The organism is Buttiauxella noackiae ATCC 51607 (assembly GCF_001654865.1).
GTDB classification, from domain to species: domain Bacteria; phylum Pseudomonadota; class Gammaproteobacteria; order Enterobacterales; family Enterobacteriaceae; genus Buttiauxella; species Buttiauxella noackiae.
On sequence record NZ_LXEO01000021.1, the window covers coordinates 22,320 to 44,903 of the forward strand.

A 22,584-nucleotide genomic window follows, 5' to 3' on the forward strand; every position below is an offset into this window, starting at 1 on the left:
TTCTCACAGGTGGAAATCACCCTGGTAAAGTTTGATATCCAGCGTCGTGACCATTTGCTGGTAACGCAGCAGCACGCGTGAAAAAAGCATACTGACTAACATAGCAAGCGATCGGTAGCCGCCGGGCAGCGTACGATAACCGAAACGCAGTGACTGAGCACGGTGAATGGCCTGCGCTTCATCCAGAAGGATGAAAATAAAACGCCAGGTGAGCAGAATTTGCTCAATCAATAAACGCGGCACACGGCATCTTTGCAGCAAAATAATTAACTGCGGAAAAGGCAGATTCAATACCAGCCAATAAGTGGCAGCAAGTGCGGCAAGGCTACGCCAGAAAGTCTGGTTTGCCATCACCATGCCCTGCGCATCAATACCCAGATAAAACGAGCCGAGTGGCACACTCCACAATAAGGATTCGGCGTGATGTGCCGCACTGAATATAATCGTCACCACTCCCACTAGCAAAAAGCCCAATGGCACCATCAGCCAGCGTAAATAGCGCACTGGCCCTACCCGCAGTAGCCAACAGGTAAATGCGCCAATCACCAGCAGCAAAACCGCCTGTCCAACGGGTGGCAGCGCAAACGCCAGCACCATCATCAGCAGATACAGCGCAAATTTACGCAGCGGTGAGACACGGCACCAGCGGCTTTGGTAGCTGAGTTTATCAATCCCCAGCATGGTCTTCGCGGCGGCCCCGGTAATAACCCAGAATGTAGAAAATCACCGCCGTACCGATAGAGCCTTGCAGGGTAAACAGCAGGCTTTCGATTTCGCTACTGGCGGGTTCATAAAGCGGCTGGAACCAAGGTTTATAATGCGGAGCAACAACGAGTATCTGGCCTTCAGCCTGGTCGTCAGAGCCGCCGTATTCGCCACCATGTGAGATAAAGAACGGCACAATCATTAGCCCCACAACCAGGGCGAGTAAAATCAGGGTCTTTTTCATCTTATTGGCTCCGGGCAGGAAGCAGTTGTCGTTTGGTTAGCTGATCGTAAATCATCACGGTGAGCAAGCCTTCGGCGATGGCAATTGGGATTTGCGTCAGGCAGAAAATCCCCATGAATTTCATCGAAGAACCGGTAACGCCAAAGTGCGGATCGGGGAACGCTACACCGAGTTGAATCGAGGTGACAAAGTAAGTGGTTAAATCAGCAATCATCGCACACAGGAATACGGCCACATCGCGGCGAAAGCCTGCTTTACAGGCCAGTTTCCACACCAGATAGCCAACAACCGGTCCAATCACCGCCATCGACATACCGTTTGCGCCAAGCGTGGTCAGGCCGCCATGCGCCAACAGTAATGCCTGGAACAGCAGCACGATGGCGCCTAAAATCGCCACCACGCCAGGGCCAAATAGAATGACTGCAAGGCCAACGCCAGTTGGGTGCGAGCAGCTTCCGGTAACAGACGGAATTTTTAGCGCCGAAAGCACAAAGATAAACGCACCGCACAGCGCCAACAGCACTTTCTGATTGCTGTCGTGCGCCACGATTTGGCGCAAACGCACCAGCCCGACGTACAAGCACGGCAGGAACAGAATCCACCATGCCAGTGCCCACATTGGTGGCAGAAAACCTTCCATAATGTGCATCGCGAAGGCTTCTTGCGGCACGATGAGCAACAACATCCCCATGCCCAGCCCGCTTAGCGAGAGTTTTTTTAGTAACGATTCCATGGTTTTTCCTTTGAGACGTTAATGTCGGATGGCACTTACGCTTATCCGACCTACGAATGCGTATCAGAATTACAACGTCTGGTTACGCCACTGCTTATTCACAAGAATGGTCGAAAAATACGGTAGCTTCTGGTCATCCGGCACCTCGTCCAGGTTTCTCCAGCATTGCTCGCCAGGTAACGTCGCTTCCGCCATTAACACCGCGTGTTGGATAATTTCCAGGTGTTGCAGCAACGCTTTGATTTGCGCAAAACGGCCATAGACTTTCATCAACACGACACAGTCGTGAGCGCGCAATGCTTCAGTAAGAGCCTGATGTGAAGCCGTGCAGGACATCACCGCCAACGACTGTTGTTCCATCGCCAATGGCAGCTGCGCACGTGAAGCGATAGCAGCAAAAGAGGTCACACCCGGAACGATTTCCAGCCACTCAGGGTTGCCAATGCGTGCCAGCAAAAACACCCAGGTGCTAAATAACATCGAATCACCGAGCGTGATAAACCCGACCTGTTTTCCCTGCGCCACATCGTGTTGCAGCGCCGCTGCGGTTTCATCCCACACCACCGCTTTTTCATCGTTATCAGCACTCATCGGGAAGTGACAGGTGCGTACTTCGGTCGTCTCACTGAGATATTCGCGCACAATTGAAAGCGCCAGGCTGTCGCCGCCCTTGCGCCCTGCTGGCGCGTATAGCACATCGAGTTTGCCGATGATGCGTGCCGCACGAACGGTGATCAGATCACTGGCGCCAGGGCCGGTGCCGAGGGCATATAAACGTCCGGTCACGCTGGCACCTCCGCTGATTTCTCCAGAGCACGCTGCAAATGGTTCACGAACATGGCGCGAATTTGTGGGTTTTCACCCAGGCCTTGCAGCCAGGGTTGCGCTTCAATGCCTGCTTCCTGTAGTTGGGTTTTCCAGGAGTCTTCTTCATCAGACGCCATATCGTTAATCGCGTGGTCGCCCGCCACCAGCATTAATGGCATCAGGTGCACTTTGCGTACCTTTTCTTGCAGTAAACCGCGCAAGATGAGGTCGATTTCCGGGTAGCTTTCTACCGCGCCAACGCGTGCCGGGATTTGGCGTGCTGCCATTAAATGGTCGAGACAGGCATAAGCAGAAAACGCATGGTGGCTGGCACCGTGGCCCATAAACACGACACGTTCGTCGGCTTCGAGCGGTGGCATCTGGCTTTGTAGTGCATCAAGCAGCAGCTCGTAATCATTAAAATCGCTGAGCAATGCGGTGCCTAATGCCAGGCGCTGGAACAAATGGCTATACGCGTTAACTTCACGGGAGATTTTTTCGTACTCATCACCGTTAATAACATGCAGTGATTGCACCGCCACATCCTGATAGCCCAGTTCTGCAAGACGCAGCAGCGCTTGCGCAGGGGTATCAATATCCAGGTTATCGCGCTTTTTTAATTTGCGGATAATCATGCCGGAGGTGAAGGCGCGGAACAGGTCACGCCCCGCAAAAGTACGAGCAAGCTCTTCTTCACAGGCAACAATATTTTTGGCACAGGTTTCGTGGTAACTGGTGCCAAAACTGATCACTAACAGGGCTTTTTTCATTATTTTCTCTCTTGCAGCCAGCGCGTTACACGGCGGCTCACATCTTCACGGCTTTCAAGTAATTCAGGGCCAAAAACCTGCGGTTGCGGGCGCGTCACCACTACGCAAGGAATGCCTCGTTCCAGCGCAGGATTGACCTTATCGAGATAGCCACCTTCTGCCCCGGACTCTTTGGTAATCACCACATCAGGCGAACAGAACTCATAGGTTGCGGCGTTGAACTGGGCAGTGAACGGGCCGCGCATGGCAATAATGTTGTCCACCCCCAGGCCCAGCGCTTCACATTCCGCGATCACTTCGCTGGTCGGTAATACCCGCGCCAGCAACGTTTTACCGGGTAAGCCTTGTTGATACGCTGCCAGCTCTTTGCTACCGGTTGTCAGTAATACGCGCGGGCCGAACTGGCTTGCCACCGCGCATGCTTCTTGCAGGCTTGCGACCTTATGCAGCAACGGGTGTTCCAGATCATTGAGTTCACTGCGGCGCTGATACCGGCTGAGTGTTACACCCACAGTTTCGCAGGCGCGGGTGATATTTTGGCTAAGCAATTCGGCATACGGGTGTGAGGCGTCAATCACCCAGTTCACGCCATGGCTCACCAGCCAGTCAGCGATTCCGTCAGTATCAATTCGCCCAACACGAATTTTCCCTCTGATATCACCAGCCAGAGCCTCACCAACCGCCGTCGCCACCGACAAGGTGTACGAAATGCGTTGATCATCGAGGATCTGGCAGATAAACCGGGCATCGCTGGTTCCGCCAAACACCAGCACCGATGACTCTGCAGAGGTCATCATGTCGGATGGTGCTTCGCTTATCCGACCTACGTCACTCACAGCTCATAACCTCGTGGAGTAATCATTAAGCCATTGCGTACAAAGGTCGTTTTGTTGCCGACAATCACCAGGCTCGTCATGTCCACCGGCTCGAAATCCATCTCACCAAAGGTGGTCAGCCATTTTTGTTCTTTCTTCCGACCGGCCGCTTTCACCACGCCCACTGGCGTTTGCGGGCTGGTAAACTCACTCATCAATTCGAACGCACGCGCCAGATGCCCTTCGCGACCACGGCTGCGCGGGTTATAGAAGCAAATAACAAAATCAGCACAAGCCGCTGCAATAATGCGTTTTTCAATAACCGGCCACGGCGTCAGTAAATCGCTCAGGCTGATATGACAGAAATCATGCATTAATGGCGCGCCGAGCAATGATGCCGCGGCAATACTGGCGGTGATGCCTGCCACCAGGCGCACTTCAATGTCCAGGTTCTGTGATGTCACCAGTTCCAGCACCAACCCGGCCATGCCGTAAATCCCGGCATCACCGCTGCTGATTAACGCGACCTTATGCCCAGCTTGCGCCAGTTCGATGGCGGTCTGGCAGCGTTCAATCTCTTTGCACATGCCGGTTTTGATCACCTGTTTGTCGCCAGTCAATGGCTTTACCAGGTGGGTATAGGTTTTATATCCGACAACAATTTCCGCTTCTTGCAAAGCTGCAATAGCTTCCTGCGTCATCATGGCTTCGCTGCCAGGGCCTATGCCGATTACCGTTAACATCTGTCTGAAACTCCTAAAGTTATAGTGACGCCCTGCTGTTTAAGGGTGCGCCCCACTAGTTTGCCGTTGCTCATCAGCCACGCAGCAGGCTGCGAGACGCTGCCAACACCCACGGTCAGGCGTACAAATTCCGATGCCGGAAATCGATGCTCGTGTTCACTCAGTTGGTCAACGCTAAAAATGTCGAAAGGGATTTGATGATTCTTTGCCAGCTCAAGCAGTGCGGGCTCATGTTGTTTGAGCGTCACACTGCCGATTGCGCGAAGCGCCAGCGGGTCAAAATGGTTTTCTGCCAGTTGCTGATTTAACAGCAGGGCCACGGTTTGTGGCTGCGTGTCACGGCGGCAGCCGATACCCGCGACAACACGCTTTGGCACCAGTTTATAAAGCGGGATTTTTTGTGGCGGCAACGCGTCGCGCAGCGTGACGCAAACCAGCGCATCGAGTGCGGGTAGAGAATCGAGATGATCAACGGGGATAAAACCGCGGGTATCGTACTGCTGTGCACTGCCCGCAAAATCATCGTCCCACCACAGGCCAACACGTTGCTGACTTACCAACATCTGGTTGATGGTTTTCACCACCTGACGGAAATCTTGCATCGTTGCGTCAAGTTTTGCCGCAAGCGTATCGAGCGCGGCCATCTGGTTCACATCAGTGGCGGTTGTGATGACCGGATCTGCGTTTAACAGCGTAGCCAGTTGACGAGTTAACTCATTAGCACCGCCCATATGTCCAGACAGCAGGCTTATCACATGCTCTGCGCGCTCATCCATTACCACGATAGCCGGGTCTTGCAGTTTGTCGCACAGCATTGGCGCAATGACGCGCACCACAATTCCGGTGGCAGCAATAAATACCAGCGCCGAATACTGGCTAAATGCCTGCTGTACCGTTTGAGCAAAACTGCCGCCAAACGGGATAAAACCCGGTTGTAACAACTTTTCACTGGTGAAGCAGGTTAGCGGCAAGGCTTCGCGCAGGCGTTGTGCCAGCGCCACGCCGCCGGGTGTCAGACAAAACAAGGCGATAGACTCAGGCCTTACGGTATTCATGGCTGAACCCTGCGTCGTACAGTTTTGAGTAGTGATACTCCTCGCCAAGAAATGCCCCGACCATGATCAAAGCAGTTTTACGAATCCCGGCTTCGCGTACTTTTTCAGCAATATCGGTAAGGGTGCCGCGTAACTCCTGGCAATCAGGCCAGGTGGCTTTATAGACTACGGCGACTGGCGTATCCGCTGGATAACCGCCTTCAATCAGGCGCTCTGCCACACGGTTAATCCGTTGTACCGAGAGGAAAATGGCCATTGAGGTTTGGTGTTTGGCGAAGGATTCAAGCTGCTCAAGCGGCGGCATCGGCGTGCGGCCTTCAATGCGCGTAATGATCAAGCTCTGGGAAACTTCCGGTACGGTGTATTCCACGCCAAGTTGCGCAGCAGCCCCCAAAAACGCGCTGACACCCGGCACAGAAACGTAGCCGATGCCGAGTTTGGTGAGCATTTCGCCCTGTTCGCGAATTGAGCCATACAGCGAGAGATCGCCGGTTTGCAGGCGCACCACCAGCTTGCCTGCTTTCACGCCGTTTTCCATCAGCTCAATAATCTCTTCGAGATTGAGCCCTGCGCTGTCATGGCATTCGGTGCCCGCCTGGCAGTAATCCAGCAGTTCAGGATTGATGAGTGAGCCGGCATAAATCACCACTTCGGCCTTCTGTAAGATGCGATAGCCTTTCAGGGTAATCAGCTCTTTGTCGCCAGGACCTGCGCCAACGAACCAGACTTTGCGGGTATCAAATAACTCAGTCATTGCTTCCTTCCTTGCGACAAGAGATCAGATAAGTGGGATTGTTGGGTTTGAAGTAGTGCCCACTGCCAAGGGTTGCGAGGTTTGCGACTTGCAATTGCAGGCAGTCAAAATCGCTCACCGCACACTGTTTAAGATGGGTTAACGCGCAAGTTAAGTTTTCCAATAGGATAAAGGTCAACACCAGGCGCCCGCCTGGGTGCATATGTGCCAGCGACCAGTCGATCAATTCCGTGAGCTGACCGCCGCTGCCGCCGATAAACACCGCATCGGCCATGACATTCAGCTCTATTGGCGCGTAACCGCTGATGATTTCAACGTTCGGGCAGGCGAAAAGTTCACGGTTTTCCGCCATTAACGCCAGCGCGTCGGGGTTGCGTTCAATTGCCGTCACCTGCAATTGTGGATAACGCATCGCCGCTTCAAGCGATACGCTGCCGGTTCCAGCACCGATATCAATAAAGCGTTCAGCATCCTGAAGTTGTAAACGGTCCAGCGCCTGAGTACGTACCACTTCTTTGGTCATCGGCACGCGTGCACCGCGTAAAAAGAGATCATCTTTCATTGAGGATTATCACCACATTCATCGCGTAAGACTGCGCCACATCGGCAGCACGTAAGCGATGGATTCGTTCATCTGCTGACGAAAGATTCTCGCCAATAATTAGGGTGGGATTGAGGCCACGTTTCAGCAACTCTTGGGCAATGACATGCGGCCCGATGATGGTGTCGGTGACCATTGCCACTTTTTGGTGCGCCGCAATCGCTTTGAAATCTGGCTCGCGCCCATGGCTGCTGGTTATCCATAAGTCGTTCATATCAACGGCCGCTTTGGCGCACAGATATTGAACTGAGCTAATGCCGGGAATAATGCGCAGTTGTTCAGGCGGGAATTTTGCGGCCAGACGTTTACCAATGCCGTAAATCAACGGGTCACCCGAGGCCAGCACTACAATGCGCTTAGCCATGTTCTCGCTAAGCCAGACAACCAAACCATCAAGATCGCTATCCAGCAGTCGCGTTTCGCCCCTAAACTCAGCAAAAAGCGCCAGTTGGCGCTTGCCGCCGACCAAAATCTCAGCGTCATTAATGGCGCGATGTGCCTGGAAAGTCAGATACTCCGCAGCGCCAGGTCCAATACCTACGACGGTCAGCATCGCAACTCCTGAGCTATTTCAGCTACCGGGCGGCTACTGCCTAATACGTTGTTATCAAACGAGAATAAAATGGCATCGCACTTAGGTGGGGATTGGGTGAAACGCAGCATCTCATTAACACGCTCACAGATGCGGACAGCCAAGCGTTCAAACACCCCCATCCAGCCTTGTTCGGCGATGATTTCAAGCGCCGCTTCCGTGGTGTCGCACTGGCTGACAGCTTCAAGTAACGCAAACGGCGCACCCATAAGTGCCAGGTGTGCGACCAGCGTCTCCATGCGCCCATCGGCAATGTGGCTGTGGGTGTGGAAAATACCGGCAGCGACTTTCACCAATTTGCCCGGATGGCCAATTAACACGATGTGGCGGTACTCAAGGCGCACTGCTTCCTGAATCATGTAGCCGACGAAATTACTCATCGTCACCACACATTCACTGTCCAAATCCAGTTGCTCGCGGACAAAACGTTCGCCGTGATTGCCCGGCACCAGAATCACTTTATCCAACCCGGCTGCACGTTTCATTTCCAGCTCAAGTGCCAGCGAACGCTTCCAGCTTTCTTCGGACATTGGCATCACAATACCGGTAGTGCCAATGATGGAAATGCCGCCCAAAATCCCGAGGCGATGGTTGTAAGTTTTCTTTGCCCGTTCCTCACCTTCCGGAGCAAAAATTTCAATCTCTGCACCACGTTCTGCGCCGATAACTTCACGTACCGCGGCTTCTATGGTCTGGCGCGGCGTGCGGTTAATCGCTGATTCACCAATCGGCAAACCGATACCTTTGCGTGTCACCACGCCGACTCCAGTACCACCGCGCAGCGCAATCGTGCCGCTGTCATTTAGCTGCACACGGGCGAAAATCAGCATACCGTGGGTAGCATCAATGTCGTCGCCGCCGTCTTTTCGAATGGCGGCGATTGCCTGCTGCCCTTCGATTATTGGCATTTCAACATTAAGATGCAGCGTGACACCTGATGGCGTGACGATAGAAACCTGTTCGATAATGTGCTGGCGTAAAACCATCAGCGCCGCGACTTTAGCCGCAGCGGTAGCACATGAACCGGTGGTATAACCCTTGCGGTAGGCCTTGCCTTTATGCCAGACGCAATCGGCTTGTTGCTCGCTCACTAAGCCTCCCGCATACGATAGAGCAGCGCATTAACGATAGCGGCGGCGACATTGCTGCCCCCCTTACGCCCACGTGCAGCAATTGCCGGCAAACCACTTTTGACTAATGCTTCTTTGGACTCCTCCGCTCCGACAAACCCAACAGGCACACCGATAACAGCAGAAGGTGTTGCACCTTTTTCCAATAGGCGAAACAGTGCCGTTGGTGCATTACCAAAGACAAAGACCTTCTCGCCCTCTTCTTCCAATGCCAGATCTACCGCCGCCATAGAACGAGTGACGCCCTGCTCTTTGGCATGGGCCACCACGCGCGGGTCGCTAATAAAGCAGCGGCAACTACAGCCAAACTCCGCAAGAAGGGTCTTGTTGATCCCCGAAAGTGCCATGGTGGTGTCGGTGTACAACGTGCAGCCGCGCAACAAACTGGCGGTCAATTTTTCAATAACATCCGGGGAGAACCACAGAATATCCAGCCACTCAAAATCAGCCGTGGTGTGGATAACCCGCTTGATCATCGCTTCCTGGATAGCACCGTTAAAACGATATTCCGGGCGTTCGGCAGCAATAATTTCGCTAATGATTTCAAAACTGTGTTGCTCAATAAGCTGGGGTTTTTGCAGGTAGTTCATCAGGTGTCCTTAAGCTATGCCGGGCGCAAGTGTGCGCAATGCGGCAAACAGCAGCAAAGCAAACAGCGAAGCCAACATCATGAGTTGAATGGTGCGAGTAATGTCGTCGAGAGCAATGCCACGTTGCTCATCCCCCATCCACGGTTTTTCTACTCGCTCGCCAAAATAGGTGTTCGGCCCGCCCAATCGGATACCCAGCGCGCCGGCAACGGTTGCCTCAGGCCAGGCACAATTCGGGCTGCTGTGTTGATAGCGGTCACGCCAGCCGATAAGCAACGCCTGACGAGGATTGGCTCGCAAGAAAAAGGCTGCGAGAGTAAGCAGTAACCAGCTCAACCTGGCGGGAATGAAATTAGCGAGGTCATCAATCCGGGCGCTGACATAACCAATAGCGCGATATTTTTCGGTTTTATAACCGACCATCGAATCGAGGGTGTTGATAGCTTTGTAGGCCAGGGCAAGTGGCGCACCGCCAATCATCAGGAAGAACAGGGGAGCAATCACGCCATCGACACTATTTTCTGCCACGGTTTCAACCACCGCACGAGTGATTTGTGGACGTTCCAGTTGCGAGGTATCGCGGCCAACAATCCACGATAACTTCTCGCGACTCTCTTCTAACGTGCCATCTTTGAGCGCGCGATAAACTTCGAGAGCCGCGTCGCTCAAGCAACGGGCGGCAAGCACGGTGTAAATCATCCAGACCTCAACCAACCAGCCGAGCCACGCAGATACCATGTTTGCGAGGTGTAAGATTCCCCAGCTCACAATCCAGGTTGAACCCACAACAACCAGCCATAACACGCCGCCACCGATTTTCAATGCACGATCATTTTTGCAGCACCGGCGTATCTGGCGCTGCGTAAAGCTGATGAGATTACCAATCCAGCGCACCGGATGTGGCCAGTGATGCGGGTCACCAAGCCAATAATCCAGTAACCACGCAACAACCCATGCAAGTAGTGTCATAGGTGATTCCTCGCAAGTGCTAACCAGCGATTGAGTAACGATGGACGTTGGGCGAAATGAACATGCAGGTAGCTTGCAAAGGTCGCATGATGCTGAAAACCACCCTGCCAACGCGAAATAGCAACGCCATCGCGCCATTTACAGCAATCGAGAGCGGCAGGTAACGGGCCGCTGAAATCAGAATAGTGAAACTCATGGCCACGCAGGGTTTCGCCTTTTTTGGCAAGTAACGTGTCATGCAATGCCGTGGCTTCGCAGTAGCCAAAACGCGTCAGTCGCTTGCCCATCTGGCTGTGACCGGGCAATACACCGCACATGGCATGAGTTTCATCATTGCCGTCAGTCAGCGATTCCCCCAGATACATCAACCCGCCACATTCGGCATACAGCGGCACTCGCTGTTGATGTGCCTTTTGCAGGGATTCACGCATTTTGATATTGGCGGCAAGTTTCGCGCCATGAACTTCGGGGTAACCACCACCCAGCCAGATCATTTGGCAATCGGGAAGTTTAGTGTCATGCAATGGGCTAAAACGTTGGATTTTCACCCCTGCCTGCTCGAGCAATTCGAGGTTATCCGGATAGTAAAAGTTGAAGGCTTCATCCTCAGCAAGCGCAAGCGTAAGCCCATCAGCCAATGCTGCATCAGGAATAGCAGGTGCTTCACCTGGTGGCAGCGAGTTCAGGCGAGATAAATTCAACAGATGATCAATATTGACGGTTTTTTCAAGCTGTTGTGCAAGCTGCTGCCAGCATTCATCTTGCGGCGCATTTTCTTGCGCCGGAACAAGCCCAAGATGCCGTGCAGGCAAAGCCACATCAGCCATGACAGGCACACGGCCAAGCACAGGAATGCCACAATAACGGGTGATGGCATCGGCAAGTAACTGATAATGGCTGTCGCTATTGACTCGATTGAGGATAACGCCCGCGATATTCAACGTTGGGTCAAATCGCTGAAAGCCCATCACCGTTGCAGCAATCGAGGTGGATACGGCTTTGCCATCCACCAGCAAAATCACCGGGCAACCGAGCTGCTTTGCCATTGCGGCGCTGCTGCAATAATTAGGGTCAGTTCCGTAGCCGTCGTACAAACCCATCACGCCTTCGATAACGGCAACATCAGCCTGCTGCATTTGTTTTGCAAACAGACCATTAAGCGTTGGAATGGGCAGCATGAAAGCATCGAGATTACGCGAGGCAATGCCGGTAACAGCACTGTGCCAGCCACTGTCGAGGTAATCAGGGCCGATTTTGAAAGGTTGAACGCGCAGGCCGCGCAGCATGAGGGCACGGAGCAACCCGAGCGTGACGGTAGTTTTGCCACAACCGCTGCTGGTTCCTGCAATGACGAATGCTTGTTTCGCTGCCCCTGCCATAATTGCCTTTTTGATTTATTCGGCAAAATGCGGATGTCAGCACGTGCGCGCACCCTGCGGCTGCACGCATCTGATGACAACTGACTTCCCACCGAAGGAGTTGTTTTAGAGTAATAGTGACAAGTCGGTCTTCTGGCTTAGCTTCATTCTTACCTGCCCTTCCCAATCAACGATCAGTGGTTACGCAGGTTCGTCAGCATCACAGCAGCGGGGGCTGCGGGGGATTGTCACCCCCTTCCCAGCCATGTTTGACACATGGCATAAACGAGTCAGTTGTATCTGTTTTAATTACCGTTTTACTGCATGACGTTTTTAAATCATCACGCAGATAAATATTTAAATGAGGGTCTAGTGTAAAAGCTAATAGATATTGATTGTTGCGCTATAACAATTTTTACTGATTTTTATTAAGGCTTACCCCCTAATCGTTGGCGTGCGCTGCTGTGGTATCATCCTGCGCCTGCGGTGAAAAAACAGAATGAATCCCAACATGAAAAAGAGTGGCCAATACCATGGCTGAAGCACGCTGCCCTGCATCCTGCGGCGAGTTAATTCAGGGCTGGATAGGTGGCGGGGAAAAACTCGTATCCTGCCCGATTGACTGGTTTAGCACCGTTGAGGTGAGTGAAGGTATGAAACTCTCCGGCGAACGCCCCCGAATGCGCCAGATGCTGGAGCGCGTCGTCGCGTACTATGGTTATTCCACTGCATTAGCAAACAGCCTGAATATTACGCTTGAGTCAACGATCCCGGTCGGAAAAGGGCTTGCCAGCAGTACTGCAGATATTGCCGCCACCGCGGTTGCCACGGCTCGCCATTTAGGTGAAATGCTTGATGAATCCACACTTGCTGGTTTATGCGTACAACTAGAACCCACGGACAGCACGATTTTTCGCAAGCCAACCCTTTTTGACCATATCCAGGCACAAGTACAAATTAGTTTCCAGCCCACGCCAATGGTGGAAATTCTACTGCTTGAGAGCAATACCACTCTATTGACGGAGGATTATCATCGTTACCAACGGGAACCCGTGTTAATCCGTAACGCTCGACTACTGGATAACGCCTGGCAGACGCTGCAACACAGTTGCCAGCAACAGGACGCCCGGATGTTAGGTCAAGCCGCGACAATGAGTGCCAAAGCCTGCCAACAACTGTTAGTGAAACCGATGTTTTCACAGCTCTTAGCTCTGATCGAGGAGTTAGATTTATACGGGTTAAATGTGGCACATAGCGGCAGTGTGGTGGGATTGATGCTTGATACCCGTAAGCATGATGTTGAGAAAATCCTCTGGCTAATAAAGGATTTAGAGATTGACAGGCATTACCCGCAGCAGCATCTGGTAAAGATGATAGAGGGCGGAGTGCGCTGAGTTCTTGCGAAAAAAAACCGCCGAATCGGCGGTTTTCAAAATCAACACTATTTACCCTAAATAATTCGAATTGTACGAAGGCGGCAAGTGAACGCAGCCAACCAGCTCGAAGTATGACGAGTATATTACTCGGGTTTGATTTCGCCCATCACTTTCAGCTTTTTGGAAATTTCACGACGCTCTTTAGACAGCTCAGCATTCTTGATGATGTAGTCATCAACACGGTCTTCATAGTCGGTTTTCATGCTGGCAATGATGCCCTGAATAGCTTCAATGCTCATCCCAGGCTTAATGTAGTCGCTCAGGTTATCAAGCAGCAGAACACGTTTTGAGTTATCACGGATCTTTTTCTGAACGTCTTGAATCTCACGTTGCAGCTTGTTTTTACGACGGAACAGACGCACAAACTCAAGCACGTCCTGGAAAGAAGGTTTAGTTTGTTCCATTTTTATACCCCTGCTAATTTCATACTCGGATTCGTTAAGACAACCGCCATAAGATTACCTTAATGGTAGCGGCGGTCGCTGACAATTCTTTTATCCCCGCTCGGTTTCGGGCTCTACAACCCGAACATTACAGGCGATTAGTCTCTTTCGCTATCTTAACCTCAATTGGTGCTGAATCGAAACCAGCAATTCGCTCCGCGCCCCGCAATTATTTGCGTAACGCGCGGCAGATCAACTGCGAGAGTAATTCAAGTTGACGAGCAAGCTCCAGACTCAACCACACATAACCGTGAATTGGGGTTTCCTGAAGTTTCCCATTTTCACCTTCCTGCATTAGCTGGCGCAACTCGCTGACGATTTCGGTCAATTTTTCGTTATTCGCAGAAATCGGTGATGGGTTGCCGTCATGCAATGCCAGGGCAATCGCTGCAAGCGTGCGTTGTGTCATCTGCTGAGTATCACGCAAAGTATGAGCATTGATCATCAGGAAATGGCTCTCTCGGGAGGCCCAGTAAGCATTGATTTGCAGCTCAAGCGTGCACACCATATTGCGGCTGACAGTTTGTATCGCTTCGAAAATCGATTTCTGGATGTGTGTTTCTTTGCTGCTCGGCCCAATCAGCGCGCGCATTTTCACCACATCGGTCAATACCTGATGCAGGTGTTTTTCCAGCCGTGGGCGTTCGAGTAAGTTCGGGGATAAACCTGCGTTATAAACCCGACCAAACGCGGTGACGAAATTTGCCATTTGAATACGCCAGTGAATAAACGCACGCTGCGGATAAATACTGGTAAATAGCATTGCCAGTAATGATCCGAAGATAACATCACCACTGCGCCACATCGCAATTTCCATATCGCCAGCCGGTGCACCCACCACAACTGCAAGGGTAATACCAATCAGCAGAGCCTGGTAAGGGCGTTTCCCCAGAGCCAGGTAACCGCAAATAAACATCGCGAAAGCACACCAAACCAACATCAATGGCAGAGAGAACAATTCTAACCTAAGCGCAATAAGCCCCATGGTTGCGCCACAAATAGTGCCACCGATACGTTCAAAGGCTCGAGGTACCACATTTCCCCAGAAGGAAATTGGGCCCATCACCACCACTAAAGTGATTAATGGCCATGTACCTTCCGGAACTTTCAAAAGATGAACAATGAGAAAGGTAAGAACAAATGCCAGCGCGATACGCACGCCATGCACAATTCGATAGTTGCGATAAACGCGGAGTTCAAACGGGCTTAGTGATTTGTCGGGGCGCACACCCGGCTCTCCTGAAACAAAAGCGTGATTGTACCTATTTTTTTAGGATGAGCATCACAAAGTTAGGGGGCCTCGGCCCCCATCAGCTTCAGACTTGATCTGCTACAGGGATATACATATCAATTTCCCATACCCCACTTTCGGAACCATCATTCAGATAGTGCTCGAAGCACGGTTTGCCGGTTATCTGGTAGCGATTATCGCCTTCTACAGCATCGAAGAAACTTTCCCATTGCTGCTGAAAATCATTGTTATCAACACGTGCGCGTGCGACGGCATATTGCCCTGCTTCGATGCGTGTAGTGATGACACCTTCACTGTTTTCAGGCACGGTAAAATCTTCCGCAACAGAAACAACCGTATCGCAACGGAGCTTTTCCGCAGGTACGACATCTGGGTTATCGTAGTACACCGCCAGCCACTCTTCACCGACAACTTTATGAGATTTCACCCATAGAGAAAGTTGCTCAAATCCTTGTTGAACCGTTTTTTCCCACGGCCCTACCATATGAAAACCCGCTACTTTACGCTCATGAACTTGTTGTACGTTAAATTCCATATGACCTCCTGACCCGATTAAAAGCACTGTATATAAATACACCCCTCTATTGCAGGGAAGCAATCCTTTGGCAAGGTGATGTGGTTGCTTTGCGAGCAAGATCGCTTTTCGCCAATAGATCGTAGTACAGCAGAGAAGCGCAGGTTAGGCTACAGGCGAAAAAAAGGCCGACAAAAAGTCAGCCAATTAAAATGTTTAAGCAACTACAGCTTGTGGCTCAGATAATCGCTAAATCGCGACCACGCACTGCCCTTTTTGACGTCAGTTAGCGTCACCAATGGCCAGTGTGCAATCAGCTTGTCGCGGTCAAAAAGTTCAACTTCACCGACATGCTGGTTTGCCAGGACAGGCGCTTCCATTTCTGGTTTATCGAGAACATATTTGGCTTTAATGTTTGGCACTTCTGATTTTGGCAGCGCCAGATACACATCCTGATTGGTGCCAACTTCTACTTTCTTCTTATCACCGTACCAGATGGTTTCGGTACCAATTTTTTTGCCTTTATGCAGCACCTGCACGGTATCAAAATTATCCTGACCCCAATGCAATAATTTACGCGCCTGCTCTTCACGCCCTTTCGGACTTTCTCCGCCCATTACAACGGCAATCAGGCGGCGATCGCCATCAACGCTGGAAGCAATAATGTTAAAGCCGGCGCTGGCTGTGTGGCCAGTTTTCAGCCCATCAACGTCGAGATTTTTATCCCAAAGCAGGCCGTTGCGATTCTGCTGAGTGATGCCATTCCAGGTGAGGCTGCGCTCGCTGTACATATGATAGAAGTCAGGCTCACCGTGGATGATGGCGCGGGATAACACCGCAAGATCGTAGGCCGAGCTATGCTGACCCGGTGCATCAAGGCCATGAACCGTTTCAAAATGGGTATCGCGCAAGCGGAGTTGCTGCACATATTTGTTCATCATCGCCACAAACTGTGGCTGCCCGCCCGCCACGTAATCGGCCAGGGCTACACATGCATCGTTACCCGAATCAACAATTAAGCCGCGGCTTAAATCACGGACCGTTAATCTGTCTCCTGCTTTGAGGAACATTAACGATGAACCGTCAAACACCGGATTGTCTTTCGCCCAGGCATCTTTGCCAACGGTTACCATATCGTCAGGTGAGATACGCCCGCTATCGATGGCGCGATCGACCACATAACCGGTCATCAGTTTGGTAAGACTCGCTGGGTTGCGTCGTACGTGTTCATTTTGCGCAGTCAGAACTTGCCCGGTGGTGTAATCCATCAATACCCATGAGCCCGCCTGGATTTGTGGCGGTGGTGGTGCATTAACAAAGGTATCGTCGGCAAAAGCGGAGTAAGCAGAAAATGACAACAGTGAACAGACAGCAAACAGACGGATCTTCAACGATATACCCTCAGTAACAATAAATTCAGCCGCATCTTTTACTGGAGTTTTCGACTTTTTTCGCAATTAAATTGCAAAAAGTTATGAACAGAAAGAATGGGATGGATAGCCTGAGTGCTTTTCATGGTGATGCAGCCGGCTTATTAATGGTTTACCATGCACTTATGCAGCACCTGATAATCAAGATGGAAACATGGAGAGAGTTTTAGTGGGATTTCAGTTTAATAACAGTATGTTAAACAACACTCAAGGGCGGAAATAAGCCGTGGAAAAATCAACGCAGCAACCGACCTTTCTCTTTCATGATTATGAAACTTTCGGTAAGAGTCCTTCTCTTGACCGACCGGCGCAATTTGCGGCGATTCGTACCGATGACCAATTCAATGTTATCGGTGAGCCAGAAGTTTTCTATTGCAAACCCGCTGATGACTACCTACCCCAGCCAGAAGCGGTGATGATTACCGGTATTACGCCACAACACGCATTGGCGCATGGCGTGAATGAAGCGGATTTTGCAAAACGTATTCATAGTATTTTTACTGTGCCGAAAACCTGCGTCGTGGGCTACAACAACGTGCGCTTCGATGACGAAGTAACGCGCAATATTTTTTACCGTAACTTTTACGACCCGTACGGCTGGAGCTGGCAGAACGATAATTCACGCTGGGATTTGCTCGATGTCATGCGCGCCTGTTATGCGCTGCGCCCTGAAGGAATTGTCTGGCCTGAAAATGAAGAGGGTTTGCCAAGCTTTCGTCTCGAACACCTGACAAAGGCCAATGGCATTGAACATGCCAATGCGCACGATGCGATGTCTGATGTGTATGCCACAATTGCAATGGCTCAACTGGTCAAAACTCGCCAACCGCGCCTGTTTGAATACCTTTATAGCCATCGTTCGAAGCACAAACTCACCACACTGATTGATATCCCGCAGATGAAACCGCTGGTGCATGTTTCCGGAATGTTCGGCGCATGGCGTGGCAACACCAGCTGGATTGCCCCGCTGGCCTGGCACCCGGATAACAAAAATGCGGTGATTATGGTCGATCTGGCTGGGGATATTTCGCCGTTGCTGGAGCTGGATGCCGATACATTACGCGAACGTTTATACACGCCGAAGGCGTCACTTGGTGATGCCGCAGCCGTGCCAATCAAACTGGTTCATCTGAATAAATGCCCGGTGTTAGCGGTGGCAAATACGTTGCGCCCCGAAGATGCCGAACGTTTAGGAATCGATCGTAAGCATTGCCTGGATAACCTGAAGTTACTGCGCGAGCACCCTGTGGTGCGTGAAAAAGCCGTGGCGATTTTTGCCGAGGCCGAACCTTTTGTGCCATCTGATAACGTTGATGCGCAGCTTTATAACGGTTTTTTCAGCGATGCTGACCGCGCTGCAATGCGGATTGTGCTGCAAACCGATCCGCAAAACCTGCCTGCTCTGGATATTACTTTTGCAGATAAGCGCATTGAAAAACTGTTGTTTAACTATCGCGCTCGTAATTTCCCAGGAACTCTGGATGAAGCAGAACAACAGCGTTGGTTAGAACACCGCCGTGATGTGTTGTCTCAGGAAGCGCTGCAAGCCTACGCGCAAGAACTGGAGGCGCTGTATAACCTGCATGAAGGGGACAAGGAAAAGACGGCGTTGCTTAAGGAGTTGTTTGAATACGCGCAGTTTTTGGTAGGGTAACAGATAGCAAAAAGGCCGCTTTCGCGGCCTTTTTCGTATTGCGCTTTTACGCTAAATCTTCGTTGAATTGCGGAACCGGGTTACGGAAGCGGCGAGTCACGAAGGCCAGATAAGTCAGGCCAATGGCCGCCCAAATCAGACCCAAAATCATCGAGCTTTCTTCCAGGTTAATCCACAACGCACCGACTGTCAGCGCACCACAAATTGGCAGCACCAGATAATTGATGTGATCTTTGATGGACTTATTGCGCCCTTCGCGAATCCAGAACTGGGAAATCACTGACAAGTTAACGAAGGTAAACGCCACCAGCGCACCGAAGTTAATCAGCGCAGTTGCCGTCACCAGGTCAAACTTCACGGCGAACAGAGCAATGATACCAACCAATACAACGTTCAGTGCCGGGGTACGCCATTTCGGATGAATGTAACCGAAGAAACGCTCCGGGAACACACCGTCACGGCCCATCACATACATCAGGCGAGAAACGCCAGCATGTGCCGCCATACCAGATGCCAGAACAGTTACGCAGGAGAAAATCAGGATGCCGAACTGGAAGGCTTTGCCTGCCACGAAGAGCATGATTTCTGGCTGCGATGCGTCCGGATCCTTAAAGCGCGAGATGTCCGGGAAGTACAGTTGCAGGAAGTAAGACACCACAACGAAGATCACGCCGCCAATTAAAGCAGTCAGGAAAATCGCTTTCGGGATAACGCGGCCTGCATCTTTGGTTTCTTCAGATAGAGAACTGATACCGTCAAAACCAAGGAACGAGAAGCACAATATGGTCGCACCCGTAATCATCGGCACCACGTTCGCGTGTTCCGACCAGAACGGACGAGTACTGGTTAATGTGCCCGCACCTTCGCCATTAGCCACACCATAAATAACCAGACCGGTGATAACCACCATGACGACCATTTGCAGCACAACGATAAGGCTGTTGAAGTTAGCCACGGTTTTGATGCCGCGTAGGTTGGAGATAGTCATAAAGCCAACCAGCAGCACCACGAAAATCCACGACGGGATAGACGGCACCAGGGCTTCAAAATAGATTTTTGCCAGCAGGATGTTGATCATCGGCATAAACAGATAATCAAGCAAGGCAGACCAACCCACCATAAAGCCAACCACTGGGTGGATTGCTTTTTGAGCGTAGGTATAGGCGGAACCCGCTGATGGGAAGCGGCGTACTAGCTTTCCATAACTTAACGCGGTGAACAAAATTGCCACAAGGGCAAACGCGTAAGCCGTAGCGACATGTCCGTCGGTAAGGCCAGATACAATCCCAAATGTATCGAACAAGGTCATAGGCTGCATATATGCAAGGCCCATCATAACAACCGGAATGAGCGTCAGGCTCTTACGGAGTTCAACACGAGATTTTGCACCTGCGGTGACGTTAAGCGACATGGTCATTCCCCCAAACGGCGAATACCTGCGCAAAAGCAAAAAGCTGCCCCATCTTAATTTCCTCGGCGACACGACTGTCGTTTTTTAAAAGCTAGTATCTATCCGGTACGAAGCCCGGCCTCTTGGTTTTTTTGGCGGATGCCTGTTTGACTACTTGAACTCAATGCAAAAAAATAACCGACGCGTTTAACGTCGGTTTTTTGTTCTCATTTAGTGAGGCGCGTATTTTGCACCAATTCGAGGCAGGATGACAAGATATTGAGGCCTTCATTAACAATTTCTTTTTCAGCCGTTAACGGGACGAGAAAACGAATGACATTCGCTCTCACTCCACATGACAGCAACACCAAACCTTTTTTGCCGGCTTCTTTCACAAGTTCCTGTGTTAACTCTTTATTTGGGCGGTGGCTATCGCGTTCTTCCACAAGCTCCATTGCAATCATGGCACCATAGCCGCGCACATCACCGATGCAGTTAAATTGCTCGCTCATTTGCTGTAAACGATGAGTGATTAGCTCACCAATTTCCTGCGCCTTTTGATTGAGATTTTCTTGCTCAATGACATCAGTAACCGCCAGTGCCGCAGCAATCGCTACAGGCGAGCCGGCATAGGTGCCACCAAGACCGCCAGGCATCGCTTTATCGAACAGAGATTTTTTGCCAACCAGCGCTGAAAGTGGGAAGCCACCTGCCAGGCTTTTTGCCATGGTGATGAGATCCGGCTCCACATCACTGTGTTCAATCGCGAAGGTTTTACCTGTGCGGCAGAAACCACTTTGTATTTCATCTGCAATCAGAACGATGCCGTGTTTATCGCACAACGCCCGCAGTTGTTTCATGAAGGAAGGCGATGCGGCATAGAAACCGCCCTCACCTTGCACCGGCTCAATAATGATGGCGGCGACTTCATCCGGCGAAACATCAGCAGCAAAAATACCCGCCAGTGACGCCAGCGCCTGAGTATCACTCACACCAAGATAGGCCGCCGGATAAGGTGCGTGATAAATGCCTGCCGGGAACGGGCCATAGCCTTTTTTATACGGCTGCACTTTACCCGTTAAGGCCATGCCGAGTAATGTCCGGCCGTGGAAGGCCCCACGAAATGCGATGATGGCCGAACGCCCCGTCGCAATACGCGCCACTTTAATGGCATTTTCAACCGCCTCAGCGCCTGTTGTGAGAAACAGTGTCTGGCAAGGCTCGCTTATTGGCACCAGTTTATTCAGCCGTTCTGCAAGCTCAATATAATTGCCGTAAGGCGTCACCTGGAAACAAGGATGGGTGAATTTTTCAAGCTGTTGACGCACCGCATCAATGACTGCGGGGTGGTTATGCCCGGTATTAAGCACCGCAATACCAGAGGCAAAATCAATATAGCGTTTGCCTTCAACATCCCACAATTCGGCATTTTTAGCTTTTTCGATGTATACCGGCATTGCATTACCGACTCCATGAGGAACCGCCTGTTCACGCCGTGACTGCCATTGCTGATTGGTTTGCTTCATAAAAACTCCTTGCGTACAAAAAACTCCGCAAAACAACGCAGAGAAGAAAATTTAAACGCGAAGACATATTCAGAAGAAATAACGATCCACTTTAAACAATAGATGTGAGCCAGGCGCTCTGCCACTCACCCAAAAGCATTATTTTTGCGCCGTTCCGTAAACGACGGCAATTTCGGGGCTGGTGACGATTTGCTCTCTCCACCATTCGCTGGCAAGCCCGGCAGTCTGTTCATTCCAGCCAATCCACACCGGAACAAAAGGCACATGGGAGACAACCTGCTTTTCCACCAGCACGCCACTTTCGATAAAACGCTGCGCCATGTAACGGGGGACGTAACCGCAACCAATGCCGCTAATCTGCAGCTCGAGTTTAGTTTTGAAATCAAAAACAGTGATCGCGTCCTGTTCTTCGAGCAAATGCATCGAACGTGATGGTTCAAGACGCGATGTGTCGCCAACTACCACAGCACGGCTGCGTTTGATAATCCGGCGAGTGAGCGGCTCTTCTGCTTCAGCAAGTGGGTGATGAGGTGCAACAACAAAGATACTTTCAAGTTGGCCAAGGAGCGTAAAACCAAAACCACTCAACGATGGTGGGTCGCTCATCGCCCCCACAATAATATCGGCCCGACCTTCAGTCAGCGCTTCCCACGAGCCTCCCAATACACCGTTGATGAATTTCAGTCGCGTCACGCTATAACTTTTGTAGAAAGCTTCAATGAGTGGCGTCAGTAGGGAGAATGGAAAAGAGTCATCAACGCCAATCACCAGTTCGTTTTCCCATCCCTGGTGAAGCTTAATGGCCTGTTGCTCCAGTTCTCGCACGGTATGCAGAACCTCACGCCCTTTTTCCAGTAAAAGTTGCCCCGTTCGCGTGAAACGCGCACGGTGGCCTGAGCGGTCGAGAATCTGAATATTGAGATCGTTTTCGAGTTTTTGAACGGTGTAACTGAGTGCGGAAGGCGTTTTAAAGAGCTTTGTTGCCGCCGCAGCAAAGCTCCCTTCTTTATCGAGGGTATCAAGAATTATCAGCACATCCAGCAGTGGTTTCATACTCGTTCCCGGCAGTCACG

General features: G+C 51.3%; 25 protein-coding genes and 1 riboswitch. Of the genes, 2 read left to right on the forward strand and 23 right to left on the reverse strand.

The window, feature by feature from the left end:
- Positions 1 to 3 precede the first annotated feature (3 nt).
- From M979_RS09680 to M979_RS09750, 15 genes are all read right to left on the reverse strand, one after another.
- Entirely contained in the window at positions 4 to 681 is a 678-nt protein-coding gene (locus tag M979_RS09680) for an energy-coupling factor ABC transporter transmembrane protein (RefSeq protein ID WP_064554739.1), read from the reverse strand.
- Positions 668 to 949 carry an energy-coupling factor ABC transporter substrate-binding protein gene (locus M979_RS09685; RefSeq protein WP_034458380.1) on the reverse strand — a complete coding sequence of 94 codons (282 nt, stop codon included), beginning with the start codon at positions 947 to 949 and terminating at the stop codon, positions 668 to 670. The genes M979_RS09680 and M979_RS09685 overlap by 14 nt, the downstream gene beginning before the upstream one ends.
- A 1-nt stretch (position 950) precedes the next feature.
- A complete protein-coding gene (gene cbiM / locus M979_RS09690) occupies positions 951 to 1,682 on the reverse strand; it encodes a cobalt ECF transporter S component CbiM (protein WP_064554741.1) in 732 nt (243 codons plus the stop codon).
- A 69-nt stretch (positions 1,683 to 1,751) separates the two neighbouring features.
- The gene (locus tag M979_RS09695) at positions 1,752 to 2,468 is read right to left on the reverse strand and encodes a cobalt-factor II C(20)-methyltransferase (protein WP_034458383.1); all 717 of its coding nucleotides are present in this window, start codon (positions 2,466 to 2,468) and stop codon (positions 1,752 to 1,754) included.
- A complete protein-coding gene (gene cbiK, locus M979_RS09700) occupies positions 2,465 to 3,259 on the reverse strand; it encodes a sirohydrochlorin cobaltochelatase (RefSeq protein WP_034458385.1) in 795 nt (264 codons plus the stop codon). The genes M979_RS09695 and cbiK overlap by 4 nt, the downstream gene beginning before the upstream one ends.
- Complete coding sequence (locus tag M979_RS09705; protein ID WP_064554785.1) at positions 3,259 to 4,053, reverse strand: cobalt-precorrin-6A reductase; 795 nt, start codon at positions 4,051 to 4,053, stop codon at positions 3,259 to 3,261. Before M979_RS09705 ends, cbiK begins: the two co-directional genes overlap by 1 nt.
- 38 nt (positions 4,054 to 4,091) lie before the next feature.
- Positions 4,092 to 4,817 (reverse strand): precorrin-3B C(17)-methyltransferase, encoded by a 726-nt coding sequence (locus M979_RS09710; RefSeq protein WP_034458387.1) that lies wholly within the window; start codon positions 4,815 to 4,817, stop codon positions 4,092 to 4,094.
- Positions 4,811 to 5,872 (reverse strand): cobalt-precorrin 5A hydrolase, encoded by a 1,062-nt coding sequence (gene cbiG, locus M979_RS09715; RefSeq protein ID WP_034458389.1) that lies wholly within the window; start codon positions 5,870 to 5,872, stop codon positions 4,811 to 4,813. The genes M979_RS09710 and cbiG overlap by 7 nt, the downstream gene beginning before the upstream one ends.
- On the reverse strand, positions 5,853 to 6,626 hold the full coding sequence (locus M979_RS09720; protein ID WP_034458391.1) for a cobalt-precorrin-4 methyltransferase: 774 nt from the start codon (positions 6,624 to 6,626) through the stop codon (positions 5,853 to 5,855). The genes cbiG and M979_RS09720 overlap by 20 nt, the downstream gene beginning before the upstream one ends.
- Complete coding sequence (locus tag M979_RS09725) at positions 6,619 to 7,188, reverse strand: decarboxylating cobalt-precorrin-6B (C(15))-methyltransferase (protein ID WP_064554743.1); 570 nt, start codon at positions 7,186 to 7,188, stop codon at positions 6,619 to 6,621. The genes M979_RS09720 and M979_RS09725 overlap by 8 nt, the downstream gene beginning before the upstream one ends.
- Entirely contained in the window at positions 7,178 to 7,780 is a 603-nt protein-coding gene (locus M979_RS09730; RefSeq protein ID WP_064554745.1) for a cobalt-precorrin-7 (C(5))-methyltransferase, read from the reverse strand. Before M979_RS09730 ends, M979_RS09725 begins: the two co-directional genes overlap by 11 nt.
- Positions 7,774 to 8,910, reverse strand: a complete 1,137-nt coding sequence (gene cbiD, locus M979_RS09735) for a cobalt-precorrin-5B (C(1))-methyltransferase CbiD (RefSeq protein WP_064554748.1) — start codon at positions 8,908 to 8,910, stop codon at positions 7,774 to 7,776. Before cbiD ends, M979_RS09730 begins: the two co-directional genes overlap by 7 nt.
- Positions 8,910 to 9,539, reverse strand: coding sequence for a cobalt-precorrin-8 methylmutase (locus tag M979_RS09740; RefSeq protein ID WP_034458399.1), 630 nt, complete (start codon positions 9,537 to 9,539; stop codon positions 8,910 to 8,912). The genes cbiD and M979_RS09740 overlap by 1 nt, the downstream gene beginning before the upstream one ends.
- A gap of 9 nt (positions 9,540 to 9,548) precedes the next feature.
- The gene (gene cbiB, locus M979_RS09745; protein ID WP_064554749.1) at positions 9,549 to 10,508 is read right to left on the reverse strand and encodes an adenosylcobinamide-phosphate synthase CbiB; all 960 of its coding nucleotides are present in this window, start codon (positions 10,506 to 10,508) and stop codon (positions 9,549 to 9,551) included.
- Positions 10,505 to 11,887, reverse strand: coding sequence for a cobyrinic acid a,c-diamide synthase CobB (locus M979_RS09750; RefSeq protein ID WP_064554751.1), 1,383 nt, complete (start codon positions 11,885 to 11,887; stop codon positions 10,505 to 10,507). Before M979_RS09750 ends, cbiB begins: the two co-directional genes overlap by 4 nt.
- Before the next feature lie 105 nt (positions 11,888 to 11,992).
- A riboswitch (cobalamin riboswitch) is annotated at positions 11,993 to 12,172 on the reverse strand.
- 227 nt (positions 12,173 to 12,399) lie between these two features.
- Here M979_RS09750 and M979_RS09755 point away from each other — a divergent pair.
- Positions 12,400 to 13,260, forward strand: coding sequence for a GHMP family kinase ATP-binding protein (locus M979_RS09755; RefSeq protein WP_064554752.1), 861 nt, complete (start codon positions 12,400 to 12,402; stop codon positions 13,258 to 13,260).
- Between the two features lie 125 nt (positions 13,261 to 13,385).
- On the opposite strand, the gene M979_RS09760 is transcribed toward M979_RS09755, so the two are convergent.
- The 4 genes from M979_RS09760 to dacD form a co-directional block, all read right to left on the reverse strand.
- The gene (locus M979_RS09760) at positions 13,386 to 13,706 is read right to left on the reverse strand and encodes a DUF496 family protein (protein ID WP_034458405.1); all 321 of its coding nucleotides are present in this window, start codon (positions 13,704 to 13,706) and stop codon (positions 13,386 to 13,388) included.
- Positions 13,707 to 13,914: 208 nt separating this feature from the next.
- Positions 13,915 to 14,973 (reverse strand): FUSC family protein, encoded by a 1,059-nt coding sequence (locus tag M979_RS09765; protein ID WP_064554754.1) that lies wholly within the window; start codon positions 14,971 to 14,973, stop codon positions 13,915 to 13,917.
- An 88-nt stretch (positions 14,974 to 15,061) separates the two neighbouring features.
- Positions 15,062 to 15,532: a DNA gyrase inhibitor SbmC gene (gene sbmC, locus M979_RS09770; protein WP_034458408.1), complete on the reverse strand. Its 471-nt coding sequence runs from the start codon at positions 15,530 to 15,532 to the stop codon at positions 15,062 to 15,064.
- A 203-nt stretch (positions 15,533 to 15,735) separates the two neighbouring features.
- Positions 15,736 to 16,902, reverse strand: coding sequence for a serine-type D-Ala-D-Ala carboxypeptidase DacD (dacD, locus tag M979_RS09775; protein WP_064554756.1), 1,167 nt, complete (start codon positions 16,900 to 16,902; stop codon positions 15,736 to 15,738).
- A 265-nt stretch (positions 16,903 to 17,167) separates the two neighbouring features.
- On the opposite strand from dacD, the gene sbcB reads away from it, so the two are divergent.
- Positions 17,168 to 18,595 (forward strand): exodeoxyribonuclease I, encoded by a 1,428-nt coding sequence (sbcB, locus tag M979_RS09780; RefSeq protein WP_064554758.1) that lies wholly within the window; start codon positions 17,168 to 17,170, stop codon positions 18,593 to 18,595.
- A 46-nt stretch (positions 18,596 to 18,641) separates the two neighbouring features.
- Here the strand turns inward: sbcB and M979_RS09785 are convergent, their stop codons facing one another.
- The 4 genes from M979_RS09785 to M979_RS09795 all read right to left on the reverse strand — a co-directional run bounded on the left by M979_RS09785 (position 18,642) and on the right by M979_RS09795 (position 22,564).
- Positions 18,642 to 20,006 carry an APC family permease gene (locus tag M979_RS09785; RefSeq protein ID WP_034460039.1) on the reverse strand — a complete coding sequence of 455 codons (1,365 nt, stop codon included), beginning with the start codon at positions 20,004 to 20,006 and terminating at the stop codon, positions 18,642 to 18,644.
- Positions 19,996 to 20,058 carry a membrane protein YoeI gene (gene yoeI, locus M979_RS24030; RefSeq protein WP_115631794.1) on the reverse strand — a complete coding sequence of 21 codons (63 nt, stop codon included), beginning with the start codon at positions 20,056 to 20,058 and terminating at the stop codon, positions 19,996 to 19,998. The genes M979_RS09785 and yoeI overlap by 11 nt, the downstream gene beginning before the upstream one ends.
- A 154-nt stretch (positions 20,059 to 20,212) precedes the next feature.
- Positions 20,213 to 21,511 (reverse strand): 4-aminobutyrate--2-oxoglutarate transaminase, encoded by a 1,299-nt coding sequence (gene gabT, locus M979_RS09790; protein WP_064554760.1) that lies wholly within the window; start codon positions 21,509 to 21,511, stop codon positions 20,213 to 20,215.
- A 138-nt stretch (positions 21,512 to 21,649) separates the two neighbouring features.
- Positions 21,650 to 22,564, reverse strand: coding sequence for a LysR substrate-binding domain-containing protein (locus M979_RS09795; RefSeq protein ID WP_034458413.1), 915 nt, complete (start codon positions 22,562 to 22,564; stop codon positions 21,650 to 21,652).
- Positions 22,565 to 22,584 lie beyond the last annotated feature (20 nt).